22 protein-coding genes are annotated in these 22844 nt (G+C 43.7%); 15 read left to right on the top strand and 7 right to left on the bottom strand.

The annotated features are described in order from the left end of the window. A partial coding sequence (locus tag B3Q63_RS12530) for a tRNA (N6-threonylcarbamoyladenosine(37)-N6)-methyltransferase TrmO (RefSeq protein WP_296177294.1) occupies positions 1–738 on the top strand: 738 nt, incomplete at its 5' end. A gap of 88 nt (positions 739–826) precedes the next feature. Beyond that, positions 827–2614, top strand: coding sequence for a GspE/PulE family protein (locus B3Q63_RS12525; RefSeq protein ID WP_296177291.1), 1788 nt, complete (start codon positions 827–829; stop codon positions 2612–2614). A 22-nt stretch (positions 2615–2636) separates the two neighbouring features. Here B3Q63_RS12525 and B3Q63_RS12520 read toward each other — a convergent pair whose 3' ends face one another. Then, complete coding sequence (locus tag B3Q63_RS12520; protein ID WP_296177288.1) at positions 2637–3266, bottom strand: acyltransferase; 630 nt, start codon at positions 3264–3266, stop codon at positions 2637–2639. Positions 3267–3566: 300 nt separating this feature from the next. On the opposite strand from B3Q63_RS12520, the gene B3Q63_RS12515 reads away from it, so the two are divergent. The 6 genes from B3Q63_RS12515 to gspK all read left to right on the top strand — a co-directional run bounded on the left by B3Q63_RS12515 (position 3567) and on the right by gspK (position 8740). After that, positions 3567–4355 (top strand): TatD family hydrolase, encoded by a 789-nt coding sequence (locus B3Q63_RS12515; RefSeq protein ID WP_296177285.1) that lies wholly within the window; start codon positions 3567–3569, stop codon positions 4353–4355. A gap of 232 nt (positions 4356–4587) precedes the next feature. Then, positions 4588–5271 (top strand): TetR/AcrR family transcriptional regulator, encoded by a 684-nt coding sequence (locus tag B3Q63_RS12510; RefSeq protein WP_068405549.1) that lies wholly within the window; start codon positions 4588–4590, stop codon positions 5269–5271. Positions 5272–5480: 209 nt separating this feature from the next. Beyond that, the gene (locus B3Q63_RS12505) at positions 5481–6188 is read left to right on the top strand and encodes a prepilin-type N-terminal cleavage/methylation domain-containing protein (protein WP_296177279.1); all 708 of its coding nucleotides are present in this window, start codon (positions 5481–5483) and stop codon (positions 6186–6188) included. A 3-nt stretch (positions 6189–6191) separates the two neighbouring features. Beyond that, entirely contained in the window at positions 6192–6671 is a 480-nt protein-coding gene (gene gspI / locus B3Q63_RS12500) for a type II secretion system minor pseudopilin GspI (RefSeq protein WP_296177276.1), read from the top strand. Then, the gene (locus tag B3Q63_RS12495) at positions 6668–7591 is read left to right on the top strand and encodes a type II secretion system protein GspJ (RefSeq protein ID WP_296177274.1); all 924 of its coding nucleotides are present in this window, start codon (positions 6668–6670) and stop codon (positions 7589–7591) included. The genes gspI and B3Q63_RS12495 overlap by 4 nt, the downstream gene beginning before the upstream one ends. Before the next feature lie 42 nt (positions 7592–7633). Then, entirely contained in the window at positions 7634–8740 is a 1107-nt protein-coding gene (gspK, locus tag B3Q63_RS12490; RefSeq protein ID WP_296177271.1) for a type II secretion system minor pseudopilin GspK, read from the top strand. Positions 8741–8828: 88 nt separating this feature from the next. Here gspK and B3Q63_RS12485 read toward each other — a convergent pair whose 3' ends face one another. The 3 genes from B3Q63_RS12485 to ychF all read right to left on the bottom strand — a co-directional run bounded on the left by B3Q63_RS12485 (position 8829) and on the right by ychF (position 12363). Then, complete coding sequence (locus B3Q63_RS12485) at positions 8829–9509, bottom strand: TetR family transcriptional regulator (RefSeq protein WP_201564940.1); 681 nt, start codon at positions 9507–9509, stop codon at positions 8829–8831. A gap of 177 nt (positions 9510–9686) precedes the next feature. Beyond that, on the bottom strand, positions 9687–11105 hold the full coding sequence (locus B3Q63_RS12480; protein WP_296177266.1) for a deoxyguanosinetriphosphate triphosphohydrolase: 1419 nt from the start codon (positions 11103–11105) through the stop codon (positions 9687–9689). A gap of 166 nt (positions 11106–11271) precedes the next feature. Beyond that, complete coding sequence (gene ychF / locus B3Q63_RS12475) at positions 11272–12363, bottom strand: redox-regulated ATPase YchF (RefSeq protein WP_201564938.1); 1092 nt, start codon at positions 12361–12363, stop codon at positions 11272–11274. Positions 12364–12658: 295 nt separating this feature from the next. Here ychF and B3Q63_RS12470 point away from each other — a divergent pair, with 295 nt between their 5' ends. From B3Q63_RS12470 to B3Q63_RS12455, 4 genes are all read left to right on the top strand, one after another. Beyond that, a complete protein-coding gene (locus B3Q63_RS12470; RefSeq protein ID WP_349676435.1) occupies positions 12659–14848 on the top strand; it encodes an ATP-dependent helicase in 2190 nt (729 codons plus the stop codon). A gap of 331 nt (positions 14849–15179) precedes the next feature. After that, entirely contained in the window at positions 15180–16427 is a 1248-nt protein-coding gene (locus tag B3Q63_RS12465; protein WP_296177261.1) for an NAD(P)/FAD-dependent oxidoreductase, read from the top strand. 94 nt (positions 16428–16521) lie between these two features. Then, the gene (locus tag B3Q63_RS12460; RefSeq protein ID WP_296177259.1) at positions 16522–16860 is read left to right on the top strand and encodes a RidA family protein; all 339 of its coding nucleotides are present in this window, start codon (positions 16522–16524) and stop codon (positions 16858–16860) included. A 164-nt stretch (positions 16861–17024) separates the two neighbouring features. Further along, positions 17025–17447 carry a tetratricopeptide repeat protein gene (locus B3Q63_RS12455; protein WP_296177255.1) on the top strand — a complete coding sequence of 141 codons (423 nt, stop codon included), beginning with the start codon at positions 17025–17027 and terminating at the stop codon, positions 17445–17447. A 103-nt stretch (positions 17448–17550) separates the two neighbouring features. On the opposite strand, the gene B3Q63_RS12450 is transcribed toward B3Q63_RS12455, so the two are convergent. Together B3Q63_RS12450 and B3Q63_RS12445 are read right to left on the bottom strand one after the other, a co-directional pair. Next, positions 17551–18378 carry an enoyl-CoA hydratase gene (locus B3Q63_RS12450; RefSeq protein WP_296177253.1) on the bottom strand — a complete coding sequence of 276 codons (828 nt, stop codon included), beginning with the start codon at positions 18376–18378 and terminating at the stop codon, positions 17551–17553. A 240-nt stretch (positions 18379–18618) separates the two neighbouring features. After that, positions 18619–19752, bottom strand: coding sequence for a glycerate kinase (locus B3Q63_RS12445; protein WP_296177252.1), 1134 nt, complete (start codon positions 19750–19752; stop codon positions 18619–18621). A 109-nt stretch (positions 19753–19861) separates the two neighbouring features. On the opposite strand from B3Q63_RS12445, the gene cobT reads away from it, so the two are divergent. Genes cobT through B3Q63_RS12430 form a run of 3 tightly spaced genes read left to right on the top strand, consistent with a single transcriptional unit; the run spans position 19862 to position 22432 of the window. After that, positions 19862–20929, top strand: a complete 1068-nt coding sequence (gene cobT, locus B3Q63_RS12440; protein WP_296177249.1) for a nicotinate-nucleotide--dimethylbenzimidazole phosphoribosyltransferase — start codon at positions 19862–19864, stop codon at positions 20927–20929. Further along, positions 20929–21840, top strand: coding sequence for an adenosylcobinamide-GDP ribazoletransferase (cobS, locus tag B3Q63_RS12435; RefSeq protein WP_296177247.1), 912 nt, complete (start codon positions 20929–20931; stop codon positions 21838–21840). Before cobT ends, cobS begins: the two co-directional genes overlap by 1 nt. 37 nt (positions 21841–21877) lie before the next feature. Further along, entirely contained in the window at positions 21878–22432 is a 555-nt protein-coding gene (locus B3Q63_RS12430) for a histidine phosphatase family protein (RefSeq protein WP_296177244.1), read from the top strand. A gap of 140 nt (positions 22433–22572) precedes the next feature. Here B3Q63_RS12430 and B3Q63_RS12425 read toward each other — a convergent pair whose 3' ends face one another. Then, on the bottom strand, positions 22573–22797 hold the full coding sequence (locus B3Q63_RS12425) for a hypothetical protein (protein WP_201619516.1): 225 nt from the start codon (positions 22795–22797) through the stop codon (positions 22573–22575). Positions 22798–22844 lie beyond the last annotated feature (47 nt).

Raw genomic sequence — 22844 nt, 5'->3', positions numbered from 1 at the left:
TATGATACGCCAGCGGCATTTATCGGGCTGGAGGATTTTAGCCATATTTGGATCAGTTGGCAGTTTCATCATAACTATTTATATAAAGACAAGTTGCATAAAGACAAGCAGACCGGTTTAGATAATCATAATCAGCAAGAAAAGGTCGAGAGCGCTTTTCGCCCGCAAGTTCGCCCGCCGCGCTTGGGTGGCAATCAAAAAATAGGCGTATTTGCCAGTCGCAGTATGTATCGACCTTCCGCGCTTGGGTTATCTGTGGTCAAGCTTGAACGCATTGAGATTGTAGAAGGTCGGGTGTTACTTATTATTAGCGGTGCTGATATGATAGATGGCACGCCCATCATCGATATCAAGCCTTATGTGGCTTATAGTGATGCATTGCCTGATGCACAAAGCGGTTTTGCGCCCTCTGCGCCACACTTATTGGGTGTGACGATTACCAAATTGGGTTATGAGCAATTTGGGCAAATTATCGCCAAGCAAAGTGCAGATAATATAGCAGCAGAAAATGCTCAAAATAAACAATCATCAGTCAAAGCAGTCATTGATAAAACCCAACAGCAGTTATTAAGGTCTGATCTTGATACTATCAGAGCGTTAATAGCACAAGACCCACGCCCTGCTTATCGGCGTACAGAGATAAATACGTCATTTGTCATGCGTTATAAATCTGTCGATATCAGCTTTCAATTGCTGGAATCGGGTGAATTACAGATAACGAATATTGTCGCAGTATAATTAAAGTAAATATCAGAGTTATAGTAAACATCACCGCCGACCAAATGACCTAAACCATAGAAAAATGCAACTATAGAAGAATAAAACTATGCCTGCTCAAAAATATTCGATAGTGATTGATTTACGTTGGTGCCTAGATGAATTGTTGGCAGATAGGGTGATTGATCAGCGCGGCTATAATCTCGTCATTACCAGTCGCCGTAATAAGGCGCAGCATCCGCTCTTAACGATTAGTGAGTTTGGGCTGCCAAATGGTCACGCGCTTGATAGTCATTCTGAGAATAAATTAACGCTGGCATGGCTTAATCAATGGTTGGCTGCCAAAGCAGATATGCCGCTGGTGCGTATTGACCCGTTAAAGGTCGATGTACCGGCGGTGACGCAGCTGATGTCGTTTGAGTATGCGCGCTCGCAGCATATTTTACCGATTGAAGTGACGCTTGATGAGGTGGTTATCGGTACTGATCAACCATTTTATACCGATTGGCATGGCAATATTGAAAAGCTCATTAAGTCAAAAAGCTATCGTACAGTCTTTATTAATCCTGAACAAATCAATCGCTATCGGCAAGAGTTTTATCAAGTCACGCAAGCGATTGCAGGCGCGAACTCCCTACATAAGCGTGCAGCGGCGGACGTCACCAATGTCGAAGCTTTATTGCAGCTGGGCGATAACACCAATCCCGATGCCAATGACCAACATATTGTCAAAGTGGTCGATTGGCTATTGCAATATGCTTTTGAGCAGCGTGCCAGTGATATTCATCTAGAACCACGCCGCGAAAGAGGCAAGGTGCGCTTTCGTATCGATGGGGTGCTACATAGCGTGTACGAGATGCCACTCGCCATTATAGTGGCGGTGACCGCACGTATTAAAATTTTGGGGCGGCTTAATGTCGCAGAAAAACGTAAGCCGCAAGATGGACGCCTAAAAACCCGTACGCCAAAAGGCTTAGAGACTGAGCTGCGTCTCTCTACCATGCCGACTGCTTTTGGTGAAAAGCTTGTCATGCGGGTATTTGACCCAGAAGTGCTGGTGCGTTCATTTGCCCAGCTTGGTCTGTCGGGTAAGCAGCTTGAAACGTGGCATGAGCTGACCGCGCATCCAAATGGCATTATATTGGTTAGTGGTCCGACCGGTTCAGGTAAAACGACCACTTTATATAGTACGCTGAAGCAGCTCGCCACTGAGCAAGTCAATGTCTGTACTATTGAGGACCCGATTGAGATGATTGAGCCGGCCTTTAATCAAATGCAGGTCAATCCAGGGGTCGATTTGCATTTCGCTGATGGTATTCGCTCTTTGATGCGCCAAGACCCAGATATCATAATGGTCGGTGAGATTCGCGATGCTGAGACTGCCAATATGGCGGTGCAAGCATCGTTAACAGGGCATTTGGTACTATCGACTCTGCATACTAACGATGCGCCAAGCTCAATCACCCGTCTGCATGATTTGGGTATTCAGCCTTTTTTAACCTCGGCCACGATACTAGGCATCATGGCGCAGCGTCTGTTACGGACATTATGTTCGCATTGTAAGCAAGCCATCGATGTGAGACCAGATAGCGAGATTGCTATTCAGTGGCAAGAATTGGTACAGCCTTGGCGCGCCCCAGTGCCAGCACAAGTTTATAAAGCGCAGGGTTGTGAACACTGTCGCCATACCGGCTATCAAGGTCGCGTTGGTCTGTATGAGATCATGCCGTTATCAAATGAGCTAAAAAAACTGGTCGCCGCTGATGCCAATTTGGACGTACTTAAGCAGCAAGCTTACCGTGAAGGCGTACAGCCGCTGCGCTTATCTGGGGCAAAGCGTATCAGTGAAGGGGTGACGACCATAGAAGAGGTGATGCGCGTGGTGCCTCTTAATTAACTTACATTGCTTCAGCTGTTTTTTAGCGCTCCCAGCGTACATTTTGGCGAATAATTTTTGCAGGCGTGCCAGCGACCATACAGTTTGGCGTCTCAATGGGTTTGTTGACAAAAGCACCTGCTGCAATGATACAACCGCTAGCGATAGTGACGTTTTTAGAGATGGTTACGTTGGCGGCAACCCAGATGTGATCTCCTAATACGACATCAGCATGAGCATCATTCAGACGTACTTTAGAGTCTATATCGTAAACCTTGTGGACGTCAGTCGCTCGAATTTCGATGCCACGCGATATCATGCAAGATTTACCTATGGTCACGCTCTTATCACGTGCCAAAATATAGCAATCTATGGCAGTGGTGTGCTCACCTATATGTATGTGTAAATGATTGCCAACGATCAATAATTGACCAGAGAATTTGACATACTCACTGATGATAATTTGATTGTGACTACCATTGATATCAATTTTTAGCTTATTAAATTTACCATGCTCACCAATGGTGATTTGATTGTCATGACCTTTACGAATGGTGATAGCTGAATTGCCAATAATATGTGCATCTTTAGCGATATCGATATGATTGTCGTGTCCGTTGTCCTGTAATAAAAATCGTTGCTTGTAAAAATATTTAGGTAGCAGAGTCTTCATAATAGGTACTAGGGATACGGTTTTTTTATGATTCATAATGATAGAACTTGTGAAAAAGGAGTAGAGGATGCGAGGTTTTTACCAGTGATACACCATTATTTGCGTAGTATGTTTATAATTTTTTAGCCATATTTATATCATCAATAAATCCAATTGGAATGTTATGAATAGCTAACCTGATAGCTTACTGTTAAACACCCCTTGAAAACAGTGCTATTTAGAGCAATTAATACTATTACGATTACCAAATCTATATTATAAGATAATTCTACTTATTGATTTTTATTAACGAGATTGTTTATGTTTACTGATAGCCACTGCCATCTAAACCGTTTAGATTTAACCAAGTATGATGGTCAATTGTCCGGCGCAATTGCCGCGATGAAAGAAGCCAATGTCACCCGTGCGATGGCCATTATGTGTGATTTCGCTGAATATGATGAGATTGCCAATATCGTCAGCACTTATGGGGACGAAACGCTAAATCTTGGTATGAGCGTCGGCATTCATCCTTGTGAAGATATCAGCGTCTTACAATCAGCGACGGTTGAGCGCTTAATTGAAACCGCTGATGCGGACCATGTATGGGCGATAGGGGAAACGGGGCTGGATTATTACTGGTCGACAGAAAACAAAAAAGAGCAACAAGCCAGCCTTGCGCGTCATATTCATGCCAGCCAAAGCTTGAAGAAACCTCTAGTCGTGCATATGCGTGATGCTAAAGAAGATACGCTTGATATTTTAAAAGCGGAAGGCGCTGAACACGGTATCATTCATTGCTTTACTGAAGACTGGGAAACCGCAAAACGAGCATTAGACTTAGGGTTTTATATCTCATTCTCAGGCATTGTTAGCTTTAAAAGTGCACAAATGATTCAAGATGCTGCAAAAAATATGCCCAAAGATAGAATGCTTATCGAAACGGATAGCCCGTATTTAGCACCGGTGCCTAAACGTGGTAGACCCAATGAGCCAGCATACGTGCCATATGTGGCACGCTATCTTGCCGAGATGTACGGCTGTAGTAGCGGGGAAGTAGGTGCAATGACTGCAAAAAACTTTGAGAATTTACTGGCACAGTACCACTAAAATGGTTATGCTATGACCACTCAGTCATTTATTAGCTAGTCTTCTGGTTCTGTTCTATAAGTATTCATAATACTGAACTTAACCTTATGATTATCAATGACTATTTAGCAAACATAAGCATATTTCCTTGGATGATATTGGCGTAGCTGTTGCATGACTTATACATGCGCTGCCGATATACCGATGTAAATGATGGTCATATGCATGATATTGTCAGATTTTAGGAGAGATTATGAGTCGTCAGCACCAGTTCAAGGCACGAGAAGAGAATATCTTAGCGATGGCAGAGCAATTGCTACTTGAGTCAGGCGATGGTGATATCACTTTGGACAGTTTGGCCGACCAGCTTGATTTGGCTAAAGGCACCTTGTATAAGCATTTCTCCAGTAAAGATGAGCTCTACCTGCGTATTATTATTCGTTATGAAGAGCAGTTATTTGAGATTAACCGTATTGATGACTGCCCGTCGGCAGGTGTCGCACGTATGATTTTTCAGCAATTGTTTAATCCACAAAAAGCCATGCTTCTTAATCAAATCGAAGAACGTTTGGCGGCATCGGTGACGGGTTTGAATCGCTTATTCGGCGAGCTTTACGATATTCGTCGTCAGCGTATGAAGCGTTTGATTGATATTATCAGTGCGTATTTACAAGAGCAGCACAGTAGCTTAAGTACGCGCGATTATTTGTCCTCGATTTGGGCGATGGGTCAGGGCGGTGCAGGATTATTAAACTCAAGTTTTTATCAGCGCTACTTAGGTCGCCGTGATACTTTGCGTTATGCCTTTGTGCAGCAAATGCTTGAATTGCCAAGCCATTATCCAGCGGCCGATGACGAGGTGATGGATGAGGATATGCAAGAATTGGTGGAGCAAATCGATACTGAGTCAGAAGAGCACCGTAATACCAATTACTAGATTCCTATTATATTTTTAATGTATTGAGTTATTTTTTTATAAAATCCGTGTTGTTATATTCTGTATGGCAGCACGTTAAATTTATCTTCTAACATGTGTACAGATTTATTTTTTAATCAGGCATATCTATCGTTTTATCTCCATCATACTCATACCACACAATTCAGTGTCATTTCTAATAAAATGACACCATTCTAGATGACTTCTGTATGTCAAAACCGACTTCCTCAATTTCTTCAATAGCCGCTCCTCACGCGCACAGCCGCATCGGGCAAGCGGGTTTTACCCTTGTCGAAATAGTAGTGGTGGTCGTCATTCTATCTATATTTGCTGGCATGATGAGTTTGTCGGTCGGTAGTAGTGAATCGCGCAAAAACCGTGCTTTTTATGAGCATTTAACGGATTCATTAAGCTATGTACGATTGTTGTCCGCTGAGCGTATGCAGCCCATGGGTTTGAGCTTACAAGCTGATAAACAAGGCCAAGTCACGCCTGTCATTGTCACTCTATTTAATCCTTATGTTGCTTATCAAACTCAGGTTTCCATAGCTTCTAGTGGAGACAGTACGCCTAAGAACGCCATGGAGCTGTCAGCGGATTTGACGAGTATGTCAGCTGCTGCTGCAGATAAAGCACCCACACCAAGCTGGGAGCTTGAGCCAGAAGTTAGTTTGCCTGTATTGCCTACGGGTGTGAGCTTAAGCGTGCAAAGCTTGGATGCAGGTAATCAGGCAAACGCAGGCCAAACGCAAGCGCTGCAGCTGTGGTTTAGCGACCAAAACGTACCGCAAGTACTATGGTTTGGGACAGGGCAGGCCACGCCGGTAACGATTGAGGTGCGCCATAATTCACGTTTGGTGGGTGAGGTGATTACGATTATGCCTGATGGCAGTATGTCGATAGGGCAAGGGCGCTAACTTATGATAGATAATGATAAAGCCAAATCGACCTATACAAACCCTAAACCCGCTCTGTCAAAGCATGAGAGCGGATTTACCCTGATTGAGGTCATGGTTGCTTTAGCGATTTTGGCGGTCGTTGCCGTCGCCGCGAGCCGGGCTAGTAGTGCGTATTTAAGCTCAGTCGATGTCTTGCGCACTCGTACGCTAGCGCAGTTTGTTGCACAAAACGCGGCAGCAGACTTGCGTATTCAAGATACGTGGCTGACGGCCAACAAAACCCAAACTATCAATGCGCAAGGTCGCGATTGGCAAGTGACAATGACTGCCACAGATGCCATCACACCCGTATTAAAGCAGGTGAATATTACTGTTGCACCCATTATAGACGGACAGACACGCAGCGCAGTAACGGATATCAACGTGATGCTAAGTAACGCTGAGCAAGAAGTCGGTAGTTTGGATTTGAGCCGATTAAACCCTAATGGAGGCAATCCATGAAATCAAATCATGGATTCACTTTGCTAGAGTTGATGGTTGCGATGGCGATATTTGCCATGCTAGCGGTTGCAGGTTGGCAAGTATTTGATGGTGTTAACCGTGCGCGTGAACGGGCGCAGTTTCATGCGGATAATTTAGCGGTTTTGCAATATGCCTATCTGCAGTTACAGCAAGATATGAACCAAATGATTCCTTATCAGGCAGTGGATACGCAAGGTGCTAATTCCTTAATTAATAACGCTCCAACCAACAATGCTGCAACTAACAGCACTGCAAATAATAATACTAATAATAGCAATCAAGAAAATGCACCAGCGCCTGAACCCTTTATGAGCCTAGACGGCGCACGTATCAGCTTTGTGCGTTTTGCCGACCCCGACCCACGTTATCAAAGCAGCGCGAGTGTGCAGCATATCGAATACATTTTTGCTGATGAGCGCTTAATTCGTCGTCAATATACCAGTCTTGCCGGTGGCAGTGACAGCATTAGTCTAGATAGTGTATTGCTTGAAGGCGTCACGGCTGGGCGCTGGCAAGCTTATTTACCTGAATTAAGCGCCAAATTTCCCAATAAAGACAGCAGCAACATCAATAACAATGCTTTAGCAGCGCCGACGGCAAATTCAGCCAATGCGCCCTCTGAAATTATGCTACTGCCAAAAGGGGTCGTGCTCAACTTTACTTATCAGGATATGCCCATTACTTGGCAATGGGCACTTACTCCGCAACCAATCCCAAATATAAGTACAGATACCAGCAATAAAAATACTCCTAACAATCCTAATGGCAATGGTAACGATAGTAATAACAATAATAACGGCAACAGTAATGACGGCACCAATAACGATAATGCAGCCAATGGTAATGTAGCAGATAATAACTCAGGCAACGCTACTGAAAATGCCCCATTTGGTCAATGATAGAGACTGTTTATGCCAACTAAGCCACAAATGAGGCCAATGATGCCTATAGCTTCTATGAAAGCCAACTCTCAACGAGGAGTCGCGCTGCTGACTATTTTGCTATTGGTGGTCAGTATTACTGTGGTTGCAGGGGCGATGCTGGCCAGTCAAAAGATTGCCATTAGGCGCAGCGGCTTATTGTTTGACCAAAACCAGCTCTTACAAGATATCAACGCAGGTCAGCAATTGGCCGTTACCTTGATTCGTGCTGATGCTAAATTAAATGATACCGATAGCGCGCAGGATATTTGGGCGCAGCCAATACCGCCTTATACGCTAGGCGGACATAGCATCGGCATCGAATTACGCGATGAGGGCAGTCGTTTTAATATTAATAATTTATATCATAATGGCGCCGTTGATACTGCCGCATTGGCTGTCTTTCAAAGGTTACTCACGCAGCTAAATTTAGAACCTGATATCGCCATTGCCGTCCTTGATTATCAAGATGGCGACAGCGAGGTCTATCAAGATGGCGGTGATGAAAGTGTGGTTTATGCTCAGCAGGCTAATAGCAGCGTGGACAACATTTTACCCAATCAAGCCTTGCTTAGTATCGATCAATTAGCAGAAGTGAAGGGTCTTAATGCGCAAGTATTAGCGGCACTGCGTCCCTATATCACAGCGGTGCCGTATTATTTACCCATTAATATCAATACCGCCAGCCCCGTTTTGCTGGCCGCTTTGCTAGAGGGTGCGAGCAGTCAGCAAATGCAGAGCATCGTTGAGCTGCGAGCAAAGCAAGCATTTGGCTCTATTGATGATATCTGGCAGTTGCCGATATTAAGTAGTGTAAAAGCAGAGCAGCGCAAAGCGTTAAAACCATTATTAGCGGTTGATAGCCAAGCTTTTATGGCGCTTATTACCGCTAGTGATAATGCGGATGGTGGTCAGGCAAGACAACGCTTTGCGACCATTGTTATTAGCAAAGCGGCGGCTGAGGGTGAAATAGCAAATAGCAGTAATAACAGTAACAGTAATGAAAATAGCAATGATGCTAATAACGCTGATAGTAATACGAAAAACGCTCAAAATACTGATAATAAAAAGCCCAAAGAGGTACGCGTAGTAACGCAGCGACTTTGGGCTTTTCGACCAAGTTTTTGATGACGATAGCTACATGGAAACTAAAAGACTATCTCTAAAGAAATGGTAAGATAAGTATCATCAAATAACTTGCAAAAATTAAGCCCAATTAATCACTTAAACGGGTTTCTTCCGTAGATTTCCAGTTGTAAGCACCATAAAACAGCATCTGTGCTTGCCGTGTACAATTATGCAGCATCAGCTGTTTTTTATCTTCAATATCAGCCAAGTCGACTTCATCATCATGGTCTTCGGTATAGGTCAGCTCTAGCCAATCAATAATCCAGGAAAAGAACATATTGACCCCAGCCTCAGCCAATAATCTACGGTCATAAGTATTGATATGGGCAAAAGCAGGTTGTAGGGCTAAATCGTCTGCTAGACTCTGCCCGTGGTTTTTAATCAGCTCATTGATGGCTTTGCGTACCGCTTCTGAGCCGCCATAGCGTTCACTGACTAAAAATTGCCAATAGCAAGGCTGCTCGCTGACCATATATAAAAACATCTGGATACTTTTAGCGATTTGACGCTCAAAGCTACGTTTGCGCCCAATTTGCAGGTTGTCACTTAAAGTTGCTAGCGTACCGCCCAACTCTTCGATAACCAAGGCACGACCGAGCGATTCCATGTCATCAAAATGGCGATAAAAGGCGGTCGGCACCACGCCAACCTCACGCGTGACTTGCCTGAGACTGATTGAGCTAAAAGATTGCCCCGTCATACATAAATCGAGCACCGCATTAAAAAAAGCGTGCCGTGTTTGAAGTTTCTTTTGTTCGCGACTACTCATAATATTTCAAAATTACCTGATAGATGTCTATCATACTCATTTCATTGCGAAAATACGAATGAAATAGACGGTTATCGTTGATTGTCCAGTTTTTAGAATTGGTTTTAGACTGAATTTTAAGCTTGGTTTTAAATTAATTCTAGACTTCTTTTTAAACTTGCTGCTTAAACATTTCGCTTAAACAATAGTGCCCCAATGTCCTTGTAGCTCTTGCGCCAATCGATACGCTTCATGGTCATTCATACCGGTTATAAAGTCTAAGACATTGAGCATATTATCATAGGTGTCATCGGATAAAACGCGACGATGCTCATCGAGATGCGGCTGTAGCAATTTTAGCAGACGCTGCTGCTCAAAGGACATTTGGGTTATGGAAGCGCTGGTCTCATTTGTCCAAGCCAATGGCATAAAAGCATCGAGCAGGCGCTGCAGGCATTGATTGGCCATCAGCTCCATGCGTACTTTACTTGGGTGATTAAATATCTTTTCACGCGCCAATTGCTTAGCTTGGGTGATGCCGCTTTGCACAGTTGCATCACAATGGGCAAACAGGCTGCCTTGTAGCGTCCCAGCCAGCATAGCGTTACTATTGGCTACAAAAGCATCGGTGACGGCATTGACCAAACGCATCATTGCCCGTGCCCGCAGCGATGCCAAATGCTGCCTGACTGACACATGAGTGGGTAAATTAAGCGTATCAGGGCGCTCGCCAATCAACTCATAAAAAATAGCCGCAACCTCCGCATAGCTTAGCATATTCAAATTGATGCCATCCTCCAAATCTATCAGCGCATAGCAGATATCGTCTGCCGCTTCCAATAAATAAGCCAGCGGATGACGAGCGAAGCCATCGTGTTGCTCGGAGCGCGGCAGATGTAAACGTGCTGCTAACTCTTCTAATTGAGCTGCCTCACTATAAAAGCAGCCAAATTTTTGCATGTTAGTGGTGGGACTGTCTTGATAAATAGCATTGCTATGGGTTGCAAGCCAAGGGTATTTCATAAACGCGCCCAAAGTGGCGCAAGTCAAGCGCATACCGCCTAAATCAGGGTGGTGCTCATTGCGGGCAAGGATGCGAAATCCCTGCGCATTACCTTCATAAGCAAGCAAGTCTAACTGCTCATTGCTACTTAGGTTGTGCAAGATCTTTTGACGCTCAGGATGCATAAACCAGTCACGAATGGCGTACTCTCCGGCATGACCAAACGGTGGGTTGCCGATATCATGGGCAAGGCATGCCGCTTGTACAATAACACCAACATCAGCGGGCGCGACACCATTTGGTAAGCCACCATCTAATTTATCATGCAGCTTCTCTGCCGCCATAATGCCCAAGGAGCGCCCAATACAAGAAACCTCTAGCGAATGCGTTAAGCGCGTATGAATACCGAGTTGATTGGTTAGGGGATGGACTTGGGTTTTTTGGTTAAGCTGGCGAAAGGAGTGTGAAAACACCAGTCTGTCGTAATCTTTATGAAAGGAGGAGCGCGCGCTGTCCTCGGCAGGGGCTTTTTTATGACTCCCTAAACGCTGGGCATTAAATAATTTTGCCCAATGGTCACTGGAATTAAGCACTTGATTAACAGAAGCAGTCATAGGTTATAGTCCGTTATTTTTATCATTTTATTTTATCGTTGTTTTTAGAGAGGTTAATTATTCTAACGTTCTTCCCTTTATTATAATAAAAAAAGCCAGCTTTGAAGCTGGCTTTTGGTTGTTCTCTAATAAGACTGTGTAAACACGCAATCCGCTTTATTAAACGTTAAACGTTAAAGCGGAAATGCATCACGTCGCCATCTTGTACGATATAGGTTTTGCCTTCTAAGCGTGATTTACCTGCAGCAGCTGCGCCTTTTTCACCGTTGTATTCGATAAAGTCATCATAAGCAATCACTTCAGCGCGGATAAAGCCACGTTCAAAATCAGTATGAATCACACCAGCGGCTTCAGGAGCCGTTGCACCAACAGCAACTGTCCAAGCGCGGACTTCTTTGACGCCCGCAGTGAAATAAGTCTGCATATCAAGCAACTCATACCCGCCGCGAATGACTTGATCAAGGCCAGCCTCTTCCATGTCCATTTCAGCTAGGAAGTCTTTTTTGTCATCTTCATCAAGCTGAGCAATTTCAGATTCGATTTGGTTACATAGCGCAATGACAATAGAGTCTTCACCAGTAGCGTAGTTACGCACTGCATCAAGATATGGATTATTCTCAAAACCATCCTCAGCAACGTTAGCGATATACATGGTTGGCTTTAGGGTAATCAGACCATAGCTTCTGATCAGTTTTTGTTCGTCTTTGTCTAAATTGGCAGCGCGAGCCGCTTTACCTTCTGCTAATAAAGGCTCGATTTTTTTGAAAATATCGAGCATAGCAGAGGCGTCTTTATCACCGCCTTTGGCTTTTTTGCTTAAGTTGTGGATAGCGCGCTCAACGGCTTCTAAATCTGCCAATGCCAATTCGGTATTGATGGTTTCGATGTCATCGATAGGGCTGACGCGGCCGTCAACGTGGACGACGTTGTCATCATCAAAGCAGCGTACTACGTGAGCAATCGCATCGGTCTCGCGAATATTGGCTAAAAACTGGTTGCCCATACCTTCGCCTTTTGACGCGCCAGCGACCAAACCTGCTATATCAACAAATTCCATGGTCGTAGGCAATACGCGCTCAGGCTTGACGATATCAGCCAATTTTTTCAGGCGTGGATCTGGTACAGGTACGATACCTGTATTGGGATCCTTGGTACAAAATGGAAAGTTTTCAGCGGCGATACCCGCTTTGGTCAAGGCGTTAAACAGGGTGGATTTACCCACGTTTGGTAGACCGACAATGCCGCAATTAAAACCCATAACATGCTCTCAATATATTAATAAAATCAGTCAATAACAGACTTCGTAAAATAGTAACTCAAAATTGGGCATATTGTAGCAAATTTCAGCCAAAATGGGTGAGGTTGTTGTGCTTGCTGTTCCAATTTTTATGGTCAATAACAATACTTAATACCGCCGTTTAATATCAATGTTCGTTATCAACGACCCTCAGAGCTTTGCCTATTATGATAAGCTACTACCTATAAATGATGATGTATGCTGCTGCGCTGTCATCAATAGCTAGCACGATAAACCATACCAAAGGCAATTGTTAATAATGACCACCATTTTTGCTACCCACCATTATAATTATCCGCAAAATTTCGTTGACATGAAACCCAAGCTTATGCGGCTTGAGCAGGCGATTAAAAAGCTCGAGGCCAACTTGATAAATGCGGATGCTGAAATATTAGAGCAACGGCTTGCCAGTCATTTAGGGTTGCAAGTGGATTATGCCAGTGAGTTAAATCCTAATCAGCTATTGGCTGCTACCACAACTGAGGGCAAGGTGTTGGTTATCGCCGGTGCAGGTTCTGGTAAAACGAAAACTCTGACCTATAGAACCAGCTACCTGATAGAAAATGGTGTAGCGCCAAAAGAGATTCTGCTATTGACCTTTACCCGTAAAGCGGCCAATGAGATTAAAAGTCGCGCTAGAACTTTGCTGGCTAGCCGTCTAGATGATAATAGTCACATAAACAGTAAGGCGTTAAATGATATCACTAGCGGCACTTTTCACTCATTTTGCAATATGTTATTGCGCCAATATTCTGGGCTGCTTGGTATCAATCCGCGCTTTACTATTTTAGATACCGGCGACAGTGAAGACGCTATTGATTTGATTAATAAAGAAAAAAAGTATCCGGCCAAAATAATCAATCAAGCATTTCCGCGCAAAAAAACCTTGCAAAATATCTTCTCAACCTCTAGAAATCGGCGCATTCATATTCGTGACTTAATTGAAAGCAGTTATCCTGATATCGCCGTGCATATTCCTGTTATTGAGCAATTGGCCGTCGACTTTCATGAGTATAAGCGCGCCAACCATTTATACGATTTTGATGACATCATCAGTCAAGTGGTGCGGCATCTAAAACACAATGACACTTTTCGTCAACTGCTACAAAAGCACTATCGTTATGTCATGGTCGATGAATATCAAGACACCAATATTCCGCAAAAAGAACTCATTGACCTCATCTGTGCGCCTATATCGGTGTCGCTGATGGTTGTTGGTGATGATAACCAAAGTATTTATGCCTTTCGCGGTGCCAATTATGAAAATATCTTATTATTTGGCGAAAGCTATCCCGAAGCAAAACTGATTAAGCTAGAGCAAAATTATCGCAGTACACCAGCGGTGCTTGATTATATCAATGCTTTATCGGCTCAAATCACGTTAGGCTATCAAAAGCAATTGTACTCGGGCGCATCTATAGAAGGCATAAAGCCAGTTTTTCGCCGTTTAAGCGATGAAACCAAAGAAGCAAAGTATATCGCTGATAAAATTATCGAATTAAAACCGGATTACGATTATCAAGATTTTGCCGTCTTGTGCCGCACGTCCTTTCAATCCAACTACGTTCAGCTTGAATTTATGGAGCGCAATATTCCCTTTATTGTCGTAGGCGGCATCCGCTTTATTGAAAGACGCCATATCAAGGACGTCTTAGCCTTTGTCAAAATACTTTATAACCCAAATGATACGATTGCATGGCACCGTATTTTAACCTTGTTTAAAGGGGTGGGAGCGGTAACGGCAACGCGTTTGACCCAAGCCATTAATGCCGATAGCAATGTTAATAATAATGTTAATAGCAACACTTTCGAGCCGCTATTAACACCATCATTTGCGAAAAAAAGCCCACAGCTTAAATCATTGCATACGACTTTGACCAAAGCCAGTCAGGCAGAGTCAGTCGAAATAGTGATTGAGCGGATTCTAGAGTTTTATATTCCTCTCCTAAAAACGATTGAAGAGAATTGGCGTGAACGTAGCGAAGATTTTCGTGTACTCAAAAACCTAGCGACAGAGTATGACAGTCTCGATAAATTCTTAGAAAATCTTGCCCTTGATCCGCCCAATGATTCAGTTGCTACCGCAGGCGAGACTGAAAAAGGCGAAGATAGTAATGACAAAGTTATCATTTCTACCATTCATAGTGCCAAAGGGCTTGAATGGCCTGTTGTGTTTGTCAATTCCCTCGTCGATGGTATGACGCCGCACTATCGCTCGCTCAGTGATTTTGAAGAGTTAGAGGAGGAGCGTAAGCTGTTTTATGTTGCCTGCAGTCGCGCTAAGAGCAGATTGTTTTTAACCGCGCCAGAGTACTTCTCAAGCTATTCAGGATACTTTGATAAGCCCTCAAGATTTATTGCTGAGCTACCTGCTGATAAGTTAACGGTCGAGACCAGTAAAAGGCTTTTAGAGACGCTAGCGAATGAAGATCCGATTTGGTGGTGATTGCTTGTGATAAATGTAGGATATGCATCGCTCTTAACGCTAAAATAGTCATTAATTCTAAAAGGCAGCTAACCTCACAACGTTTAGCTGCCTCATTTTTGAAATCGTTTATTGTTTTTAATCTACTTACATCAGCACTATTTTTTCAATCATACTTCCATTATTCCTATCAAAAATACCTTCCATTGAAATCCATGACCAAAAGTATTCAATAGCAAAAATATTTATATCATAAGGGTTTAATCTGGCGCGCAATGCGTTACTATTACTCCCTTATCTGTTATTTCTCATATTTGACATTCTGTATTAAGACCTTAAAAAAGGACAAGTTATGCGCTATGAAGTGATCGTTATCGGTGCAGGGATGGTTGGCACCTCAGTTGCTTGGCATCTACAAAAAAATAACGCTCAAGTATTGCTGTTAGACAAAAAGTTACCGGGCTCTGAGACTTCATACGGCAATGCGGGTTTGATTCAGCGTGAGGCGATTCATACCCATCCGTTTCCGCGCCATCTGACTGAAATGATACGCGTATTGCCGAACCAAGGGACTGATATTCGCTATCGAATTCCGGCTATTTTGCGCTATCATCAGGCGCTATTGCAGTATTGGAAATATTCTACACCTGCTTCAGTCAAAAAAATAGAAGCGGAATGGCAGACGCTGATTGAGCATTGTACCAGCGAGCACCAAACCATGATTGAAGCCTCTGGTGCGGATGAATTGATTACCCGTGATGGTTGGTTGCAGCTGCATCGCTCTGAAGAGACGTTTAAAGAAGCCATTGCTGCTGCTATTGACGCGCGCAATCAGGGTGTTGAGCATAACGTCTTGACGGTTGAAGCGTTAAAAGCCATGGAGCCTAGTGCCAATTTTGACGCGTTCGTTGGCGCGATTCATTGGCTCAACTCTTGGCAAGTGTCAAACCCAAGCTCACTTGTAAAAGCTTATGCTAAAAACTTCCAAGAGATGCAAGGTACCATCAAAGAAAGCAGCGTCAAAGAAATTGTACAAGAAGAAAACGGCTGGAAAGTCATTACCGACAATGACACTTATTACAGTGATAAATTGGTCATTGCCGCTGGACCTTGGTCGAATGATTTAATCAAACCGCTTGGTTATGATTTGCCGTTGTTCCCGATGCGTGGCTATCATCAGCATTTTAAAGTGAATGAGAAAAATACCATTCATCATAGTATGTTTGATATGGATAAAGGCTTTGTGATGGGGCCAATGCAACAAGGTATCCGCATTACCACCGGTGCTGAGATGACGACGATGAATGCGCCAAAGAACTTTGGCCAATTAAATACCGTGTTAAAACTTGCGCGCAAAATTCTACCGCTAGAAGATGCCGTTGAAAGTGAAGCATGGGCAGGCTCACGTCCTTGTATGCCTGATATGAAGCCGGTTATCGGTCCTGCGCCTAAGCATGACAAATTATGGTTTGCCTTTGGTCATAGCCATCAAGGCTTTACTTTAGGGCCAATGACCGGTCGTATCGTCGAAGAGATGATTCATGACAAACCAACACTCGTTGATATTGAGCCCTTTAGCGCCGATCGTTTTTCTCGCTAATTTCTTGCCAAGCACTGTTTAATAAAACGTGAGTTATTTATAAATTTAAACGCTCATGTATTTAAGACCATTAAAAAATTAAGGATAATAATCCATGCAAAAGCTGCATAGTAATCAACGTATGAGTAAAATCGTAGTGCATAACCAGACCGTTTATTTATGTGGTCAAGTGGGCAATAGCGAAGACGATATCAAAGCGCAAACATTGACGTGTTTAGAGAAGATACAAACACTGTTAGAGGAAGTGGGCAGCGATAAATCAAAGCTATTGTCAGTGACAGTCTGGATAAAAGATATGGCAGACTTTGCTGCAATGAATGAAGTGTGGGATAAATGGTTTGAAGGCGTGCAGCCACCCGCTCGTGCTTGCGGCGAGTCGGCGTTGGCACGTCCTGAACTATTGGTTGAGATGATTGCCATCGCTGCTGAGTAAACGTTGCCATTTCATTGGCTATATTAACTGCTTATTTTATTAGCTAAATACAGTATAAGGGTGTGATATCGATATCACGCCCTTTTCTATGAGCTATTCAGGCAAACTAGTCTATAATCAACGCCATTAACGTATTTGACGAACAACTAACAGGGTTATCCATCATGATTAATACCAAAATATATAAATCCATTTATGTGCTAGCAGAAAAACTGCTAGAAGCGGACAGTAAAAACGATCAAAAAACCTTTGATATGCTATATACGCAGTTAAAGGATCTTTGTAACGAAAATGAAAAGAGCGATAAAGACCATCCTGAACAGTGGGAAACGTTGGCTGACTTTACCGAAGATTTGGATGAAGCATTGGTTATCTATCAAAAAGCGTTAGATAAAGCCGCGGCGATTAATTCAAAAGACCATTTGGCATCAATTGCATTTTCTATGGCTGAGCTGCAAATCGAATTGGGTCAAACAGAGGCGGCTATCGAAAACCTACAAAATGCTAAAATTAGCGCCAATAAAATCGAAGACAGAGAATTTAAAGTTGAGATAAATGAGCTGTTGGCGAAATTATTAGCAGAGTAGTTTTCGTTATTGTCCTTCTTTATTGAGCAAAGCGTATTGTATTATCTAAAAAGTCGCGTGTGGCGATATCAGTATTTTATGTTATAAAATGCTGATATTGCTCTTAGTGTCCTGTCCATACGGCAGGACGCTTTTCGATAAAGGCATCAATCCCTTCACTCACGTCATCCGCCATCATATTACAGCTCATCACCTCGCTGGCATACTCATAAGCCTCTGCCAATGTCATATCCAACTGGTTATAGAACATGGTTTTGCCGGTGGTCAAAGCGACTGAGGATTTGGCGGTAATGCTATCTATTAAAGACTGCAAAGTCGTATCTAATTGCTCTGCGATTGCCACACGGTTGATGAGTCCTTGTTGCAGTGCAGTATGAGCATCGATAAATTCACCGGTGATGAGCATCTCAAATGCTTGCTTGCGAGAGAGGTTGCGACTGACTGCTACTGCAGGGGTGGAACAAAACAGCCCTACGCTGATACCAGAAGTGGCAAATTTGGCATTGTCCGAGGCGACAGCTAAATCACAGGCTGCCACCAGCTGACAGCCAGCAGCAGTAGCGATGCCTTCTACTTTAGCTATCACCACTTGTGGCATGCGATTGATGGTCAGCATCATCTGGCTGCACTGTTCAAATAAGGCGCGCTGAAATGCCTTTTCTGGATTGGCGCGCATCTCTTTTAGATTATGACCGGCACAAAAGGCCTTACCGTTTGCGGCAATGACGACCACGCGAATACTGCTATCGTGGGTGATGCTGTCAAGCTCTGTTTGCATAGCAGATAACATATCTACTGATAGCGCGTTGAATTGTTTGGGACAATTGAGTGTCAATGTCACAACACTGCCTAAGTTTTCTCTAATAACCAAAGGCTCGCTGGGATTCATTGAGGAGCAAGGTTCTGATGGCTTGAGGTTATGGTTATTCATTTATCGTCCTTGATAACTGCTAATTAATAAGCACTAGCTAAATTTAGAATAAAATACAAACGAGACTTAAATCATAACCCAAATAGTAGCATGCCTAACTCCTTAAGTGACTTCCTTATGCAACAGCTCAGTATTGTTGATAGCTCACATAAAAATGGTGCTCTTAGATAATAAGAGCACCATTTAACGCTAATACAGTCAAAAATGGCTATGAGAAAATATAAAGTAGCTCTCTAAATACTATTTTATGCATTGACCCAATTTTATCGCCGCCGCAATATTGGCAGCAGTGATTTCAATATTATGATAAGCGTTTTTAAAGATATTATCGATGGACTCTAGCTTTTGGATACTGGGCATAATGACATCAAACTGACTGGTTTGTGCAGGTTCTAACACATCAACACTGCCGCAAATCGCAATCACTGGCGTCTGGCTTAGTTTGGCGATTTGGCTAATGCCGCCAGCTACTTTGCCCATAGCAGACTGCACGTCAAGCTTGCCTTCACCAGTGATGACCAAATCTGCATCGGCAATATGCTGTGATAAGTTGGTAACTTTTGCCACTGTATCAAAGCCTGGTTTTAACTCAGCTTGGCAAAAGCTCATTAACGCATAGCCAAGACCACCTGCTGCGCCAGCACCCGCTATGTCTTGGTAATTCTGATAGCCATGCTGCTCACATACACTCGCAAAATGCGTTAGCGCTTTATCCAAATCATTAACTTGCTGCGGGCTGGCGCCTTTTTGAGGGCCAAATATTGCACTGGCACCCAATTCGCCACATAAAGGGTTGGTGACATCACAGGCTACTTCAAATACTGTCTCCAGCACACTAGTATGGAAGCTTGTAGCATCTAATCGTTGCAAGTTGGCAAGCGCGCCGCCTTGGGCTAACGTATTGTCGTCACTATCATGAAACGTCATGCCAAGCGCCATTAGCATACCAAGTCCTGCGTCATTGGTAGCGCTACCACCCAAACCGATAATGATGCGTTTAACGCCTTCATCTAAAGCATCCGCAATAAGTTCGCCAACTCCATAGCTACTCGTAATTAACGGATTTCTTTCTTCAGTCGTCAATAAATGTAGACCGCAGGCTTGAGCACTTTCAATTACGGCTGTCTCATTTTCTAATAGCAGATATTTAGCATTGATTGGTCGCATTAATGGATCGTTCACAACCACGTTTTTCCAGCGCCCACCTAGCACATAAGACAATACTGCAGAAGTTCCTTCACCACCATCTGCCATGGGTAGCAGCTTATAGTCAGCGTCAGGAAACACTTGGCTGAATCCAGACTGGATAGCGTGGCAGACATCCAATGCTTCTACACTTTCTTTAAATGAGTCAGGGGCGATTAAAATTTTCATGAAATACTCTACGATTATGCAAGTTGGAATTGTGCAATTAAGCCAATCATATCATTATAAATTGGATAATCTGCTACCATAGTCTCCTGTTTCATTTATAACCTTTAGGATGATTGCCTTGAACACCTTTACCGCACCTACTATTCCCAATATCGAAAATAATGAGCTGCGCCAGCAATTGCAGCAAATCATCGACCAAAAGACTAAGCCGCTTGGCGCACTTGGACGTTTAGAAACGCTCGCTGTACAGTTAGGTATGATTCAAGGTACGACCACGCCGCATATTAATCAGCCACAGATTCGAGTGTTTGCCGCCGATCACGGTCTAACCAAGCATGGCACATCCGCGTATCCTAGTGCCGTCACTGCGCAGATGGTTTATAACTTTTTGCAAGGCGGCGCTGCTATCAATGTCTTAGCCCGTCAGCATAATATTGAGCTAAAAGTAGTCGATGCTGGTGTCGATGCCGACTTTGCCAATTCTCCTTTTAAAGACCACGCGCAATTGCTCGATTATAAAGTCCGTCACGGTAGCCGTGATGCGCTAACCGAGCCTGCGATGAGCGTAGCAGAATGTTTAGCTGCCTTAGAGAGCGGCATGAAAGTTGTCGAGAGCATGGCGGGTAATTTGCTTATCGTCGGAGAGATGGGCATTGGTAATACCTCAGCGGCAAGTCTTTTGCTGGCAAGATTGGGCGATACACCGATTAATGATTGTATCGGTCGCGGCACCGGTCTTGACGATGCAGGGTTACAACACAAGGCAAGTATTTTAACGCAAGTATTGGCGCGTCATAGTGAAGCACAAGCGCCATTCGACATACTTGCTGCGTTGGGCGGGCTTGAGATTGCTATGATGGCAGGGGCGCTGATTCAGGCCGCCAGTGAGCGCCGTATTCTTTTAATCGATGGTTTTATTGCCAGTAGCGCGTTGTTGGCTGCTGAGCGCCTAGCGCCCGGTGTTGCTCAATATGCTGTCTTTGCCCATCACTCGGTTGAACCCGGGCATGCGCATTTATTAAAACTGCTCAATGCTGAGCCATTACTCAATATGGGTATGCGCCTAGGTGAGGGTAGCGGTGCAGCATTAGCGTATCCATTATTGCAATCGGCTTGTGCCATTATAAATGAGATGGCAAGTTTTAACGATGCAGGTATTAGTGGACAAAACAGCTAATGTCACAATTATCAAAAAAGCCATCAAAACAACCATCAAAACAACCATCAAATCAGTCATTGAATCAACCAGAGCCGCCACAGCAACCATCGTTTAAACCAAGCGTTGGTCAATTTATAAAGCATGAATGGCGTCTATTATTGGTGGCGGTGCAGTTTTTAACGCGTCTGCCCGTACCGCAATTTGCCAATTACAATCCGCAGTGGTTGCACCAGAGCAGCCGTCATTTTCCTGCAGTCGGTCTGCTGGTTGGGCTGCTTTGCGCTGGCGTATTTTGGCTGGGCAGTATTTTATTTACACCCTTGGTCGCGGCAGTGATAAGTACCGCCTTTGGGATTAAGCTTACTGGCGCTTTTCATGAAGATGGACTTGCCGATAGTTGCGATGGGCTTGGCGGAGGTCTGACCCGAGAGCGTACTTTAGAGATTATGAAGGACTCACGTTTAGGGACTTATGGTGTACTGGGTTTGGTCTCGGCCTTATTAATGAAAATCAGTTTATTAGCTTCTATGCCGCTATCGGTGGCTATCGTGGCGCTGATTATTGGCCATACGACCTCACGCTTATTATGCATTAGCTTACTGGCGCTATTGCCTTATGGCGGTGAGATTGAGCATGCCAAAGCCAAGCCGATGGCGCAGCAGCTGACGCCTTTTCAAGGGCTATTGAGCAGTGCTTGGTTGCTATTGGCTGGCGTGCTTGTCGTACTCCTGTTTCCTGCTACCGTGCAGCAGATTGGTATTTGGCAATGGTTATTGGCTTTATTGCTAGGTATCGTAGCGACAGACTATATGCGCCGTTTATTACACAGACGTTTAGAGGGCTATACGGGTGATGGCTTGGGCGCCACGCAGCAGTTAAGTGAGATTGCCATTTATATTGGACTTGCTGCTTCTATACCGCTTATCTGATATAAAAGTCATGGTCAAAATAGGACAGTAACAGCAAATGATTTTTCATATTTGGCGCCATCCAAAGCCCATTGCGGCTAGTGGGTTTTGTATCGGACAGACGGATATCAATGTCGATAAACGCAAAATTAAGCGTCTGGCTAATAAAATACAGCGCTTTGTGCGTCTGCATCAATTACCAAAGGTGATTTGGGTCAGCCCGTTACAGCGCTCATTAAAAGTCGGGGAGATACTGGCGCAGCAAGGCTTTCAATGTAATATCGCACCTGAGCTTGCAGAGATTGATTTTGGTAATTGGGACGGTCAGCCTTGGGCACAAATACCAAAACAACAGATTGACGACTGGTGCACTGATTTTGCGGATTTTGCACCCAAGGGCGGCGAAAGTTTACAGCAGTTATTTGAGCGTATTGAGAATTGGATAAATGAGATGGCTAGGCAAAATAGCAGTCATAGACCAATATTGGCAGTCGGTCATGCAGGCTGGATAAATGCTGCAAGTATGATAGTCGCTGGGCAAGAGGTGCCAAAGATAGCCGCTGAGTGGCCACGACCTGTAAATTATCTAGAGCATCGCCAACTGAATTTTTAGCCAAAAAAAACTGACCATTTATAATGACCAGTTTTTTGGATAATTTTTTTCAAAAATATAGTTTTTTCAAGAACAAGCTTTTCTTAAGCACAGATCTTTCTTAAACAAGTACCTTTGATAAATGCATCAATGAAAACTTCCTAAGCCATCTTATCAAACCAAGCTTTATTGTCTTTAGGGCTCATAGAATCAAAGCTAACATAAATACCTTCGTCATCTAAAGTCGCATACCAGTGATCATCGTTGCTACCAGTCAGTAGCTGAAAATATTTATTATTCACGATTCTACCAACGGTATATATCTCGCCTTCTGCGTAAAACTCATTACCTTGGATACAGATTAATTTGTCATCAGTGTTTATCATATCGTCCCGTCATATCCATCATTATTTAATAAACGGCCCTATAGTTA

Origin of the sequence: Psychrobacter sp. UBA2769 (genome assembly GCF_002352555.1) — a bacterium.
Lineage (GTDB): Bacteria > Pseudomonadota > Gammaproteobacteria > Pseudomonadales > Moraxellaceae > Psychrobacter > Psychrobacter maritimus.
This window is presented reverse-complemented; position numbering and strand designations above follow the sequence as displayed.

Bases quoted from the DNA above. Each gene is read 5' to 3' on its own strand.
- B3Q63_RS12525 (WP_296177291.1), top strand. From the start codon at position 827: ATGCCTGCTCAAAAATATTCGATAGTGATTGATTTACGTTGGTGCCTA.
- B3Q63_RS12520 (WP_296177288.1), bottom strand. From the start codon at position 3,266: ATGAAGACTCTGCTACCTAAATATTTTTACAAGCAACGATTTTTATTA.
- B3Q63_RS12515 (WP_296177285.1), top strand. From the start codon at position 3,567: ATGTTTACTGATAGCCACTGCCATCTAAACCGTTTAGATTTAACCAAG.
- B3Q63_RS12510 (WP_068405549.1), top strand. From the start codon at position 4,588: ATGAGTCGTCAGCACCAGTTCAAGGCACGAGAAGAGAATATCTTAGCG.
- B3Q63_RS12505 (WP_296177279.1), top strand. From the start codon at position 5,481: ATGTCAAAACCGACTTCCTCAATTTCTTCAATAGCCGCTCCTCACGCG.
- gspI (WP_296177276.1), top strand. From the start codon at position 6,192: ATGATAGATAATGATAAAGCCAAATCGACCTATACAAACCCTAAACCC.
- B3Q63_RS12495 (WP_296177274.1), top strand. From the start codon at position 6,668: ATGAAATCAAATCATGGATTCACTTTGCTAGAGTTGATGGTTGCGATG.
- gspK (WP_296177271.1), top strand. From the start codon at position 7,634: ATGCCTATAGCTTCTATGAAAGCCAACTCTCAACGAGGAGTCGCGCTG.
- B3Q63_RS12485 (WP_201564940.1), bottom strand. From the start codon at position 9,509: ATGAGTAGTCGCGAACAAAAGAAACTTCAAACACGGCACGCTTTTTTT.
- B3Q63_RS12480 (WP_296177266.1), bottom strand. From the start codon at position 11,105: ATGACTGCTTCTGTTAATCAAGTGCTTAATTCCAGTGACCATTGGGCA.
- ychF (WP_201564938.1), bottom strand. From the start codon at position 12,363: ATGGGTTTTAATTGCGGCATTGTCGGTCTACCAAACGTGGGTAAATCC.
- B3Q63_RS12465 (WP_296177261.1), top strand. From the start codon at position 15,180: ATGCGCTATGAAGTGATCGTTATCGGTGCAGGGATGGTTGGCACCTCA.
- B3Q63_RS12460 (WP_296177259.1), top strand. From the start codon at position 16,522: ATGCAAAAGCTGCATAGTAATCAACGTATGAGTAAAATCGTAGTGCAT.
- B3Q63_RS12455 (WP_296177255.1), top strand. From the start codon at position 17,025: ATGATTAATACCAAAATATATAAATCCATTTATGTGCTAGCAGAAAAA.
- B3Q63_RS12450 (WP_296177253.1), bottom strand. From the start codon at position 18,378: ATGAATAACCATAACCTCAAGCCATCAGAACCTTGCTCCTCAATGAAT.
- B3Q63_RS12445 (WP_296177252.1), bottom strand. From the start codon at position 19,752: ATGAAAATTTTAATCGCCCCTGACTCATTTAAAGAAAGTGTAGAAGCA.
- cobT (WP_296177249.1), top strand. From the start codon at position 19,862: ATGATTGCCTTGAACACCTTTACCGCACCTACTATTCCCAATATCGAA.
- cobS (WP_296177247.1), top strand. From the start codon at position 20,929: ATGTCACAATTATCAAAAAAGCCATCAAAACAACCATCAAAACAACCA.
- B3Q63_RS12430 (WP_296177244.1), top strand. From the start codon at position 21,878: ATGATTTTTCATATTTGGCGCCATCCAAAGCCCATTGCGGCTAGTGGG.
- B3Q63_RS12425 (WP_201619516.1), bottom strand. From the start codon at position 22,797: ATGATAAACACTGATGACAAATTAATCTGTATCCAAGGTAATGAGTTT.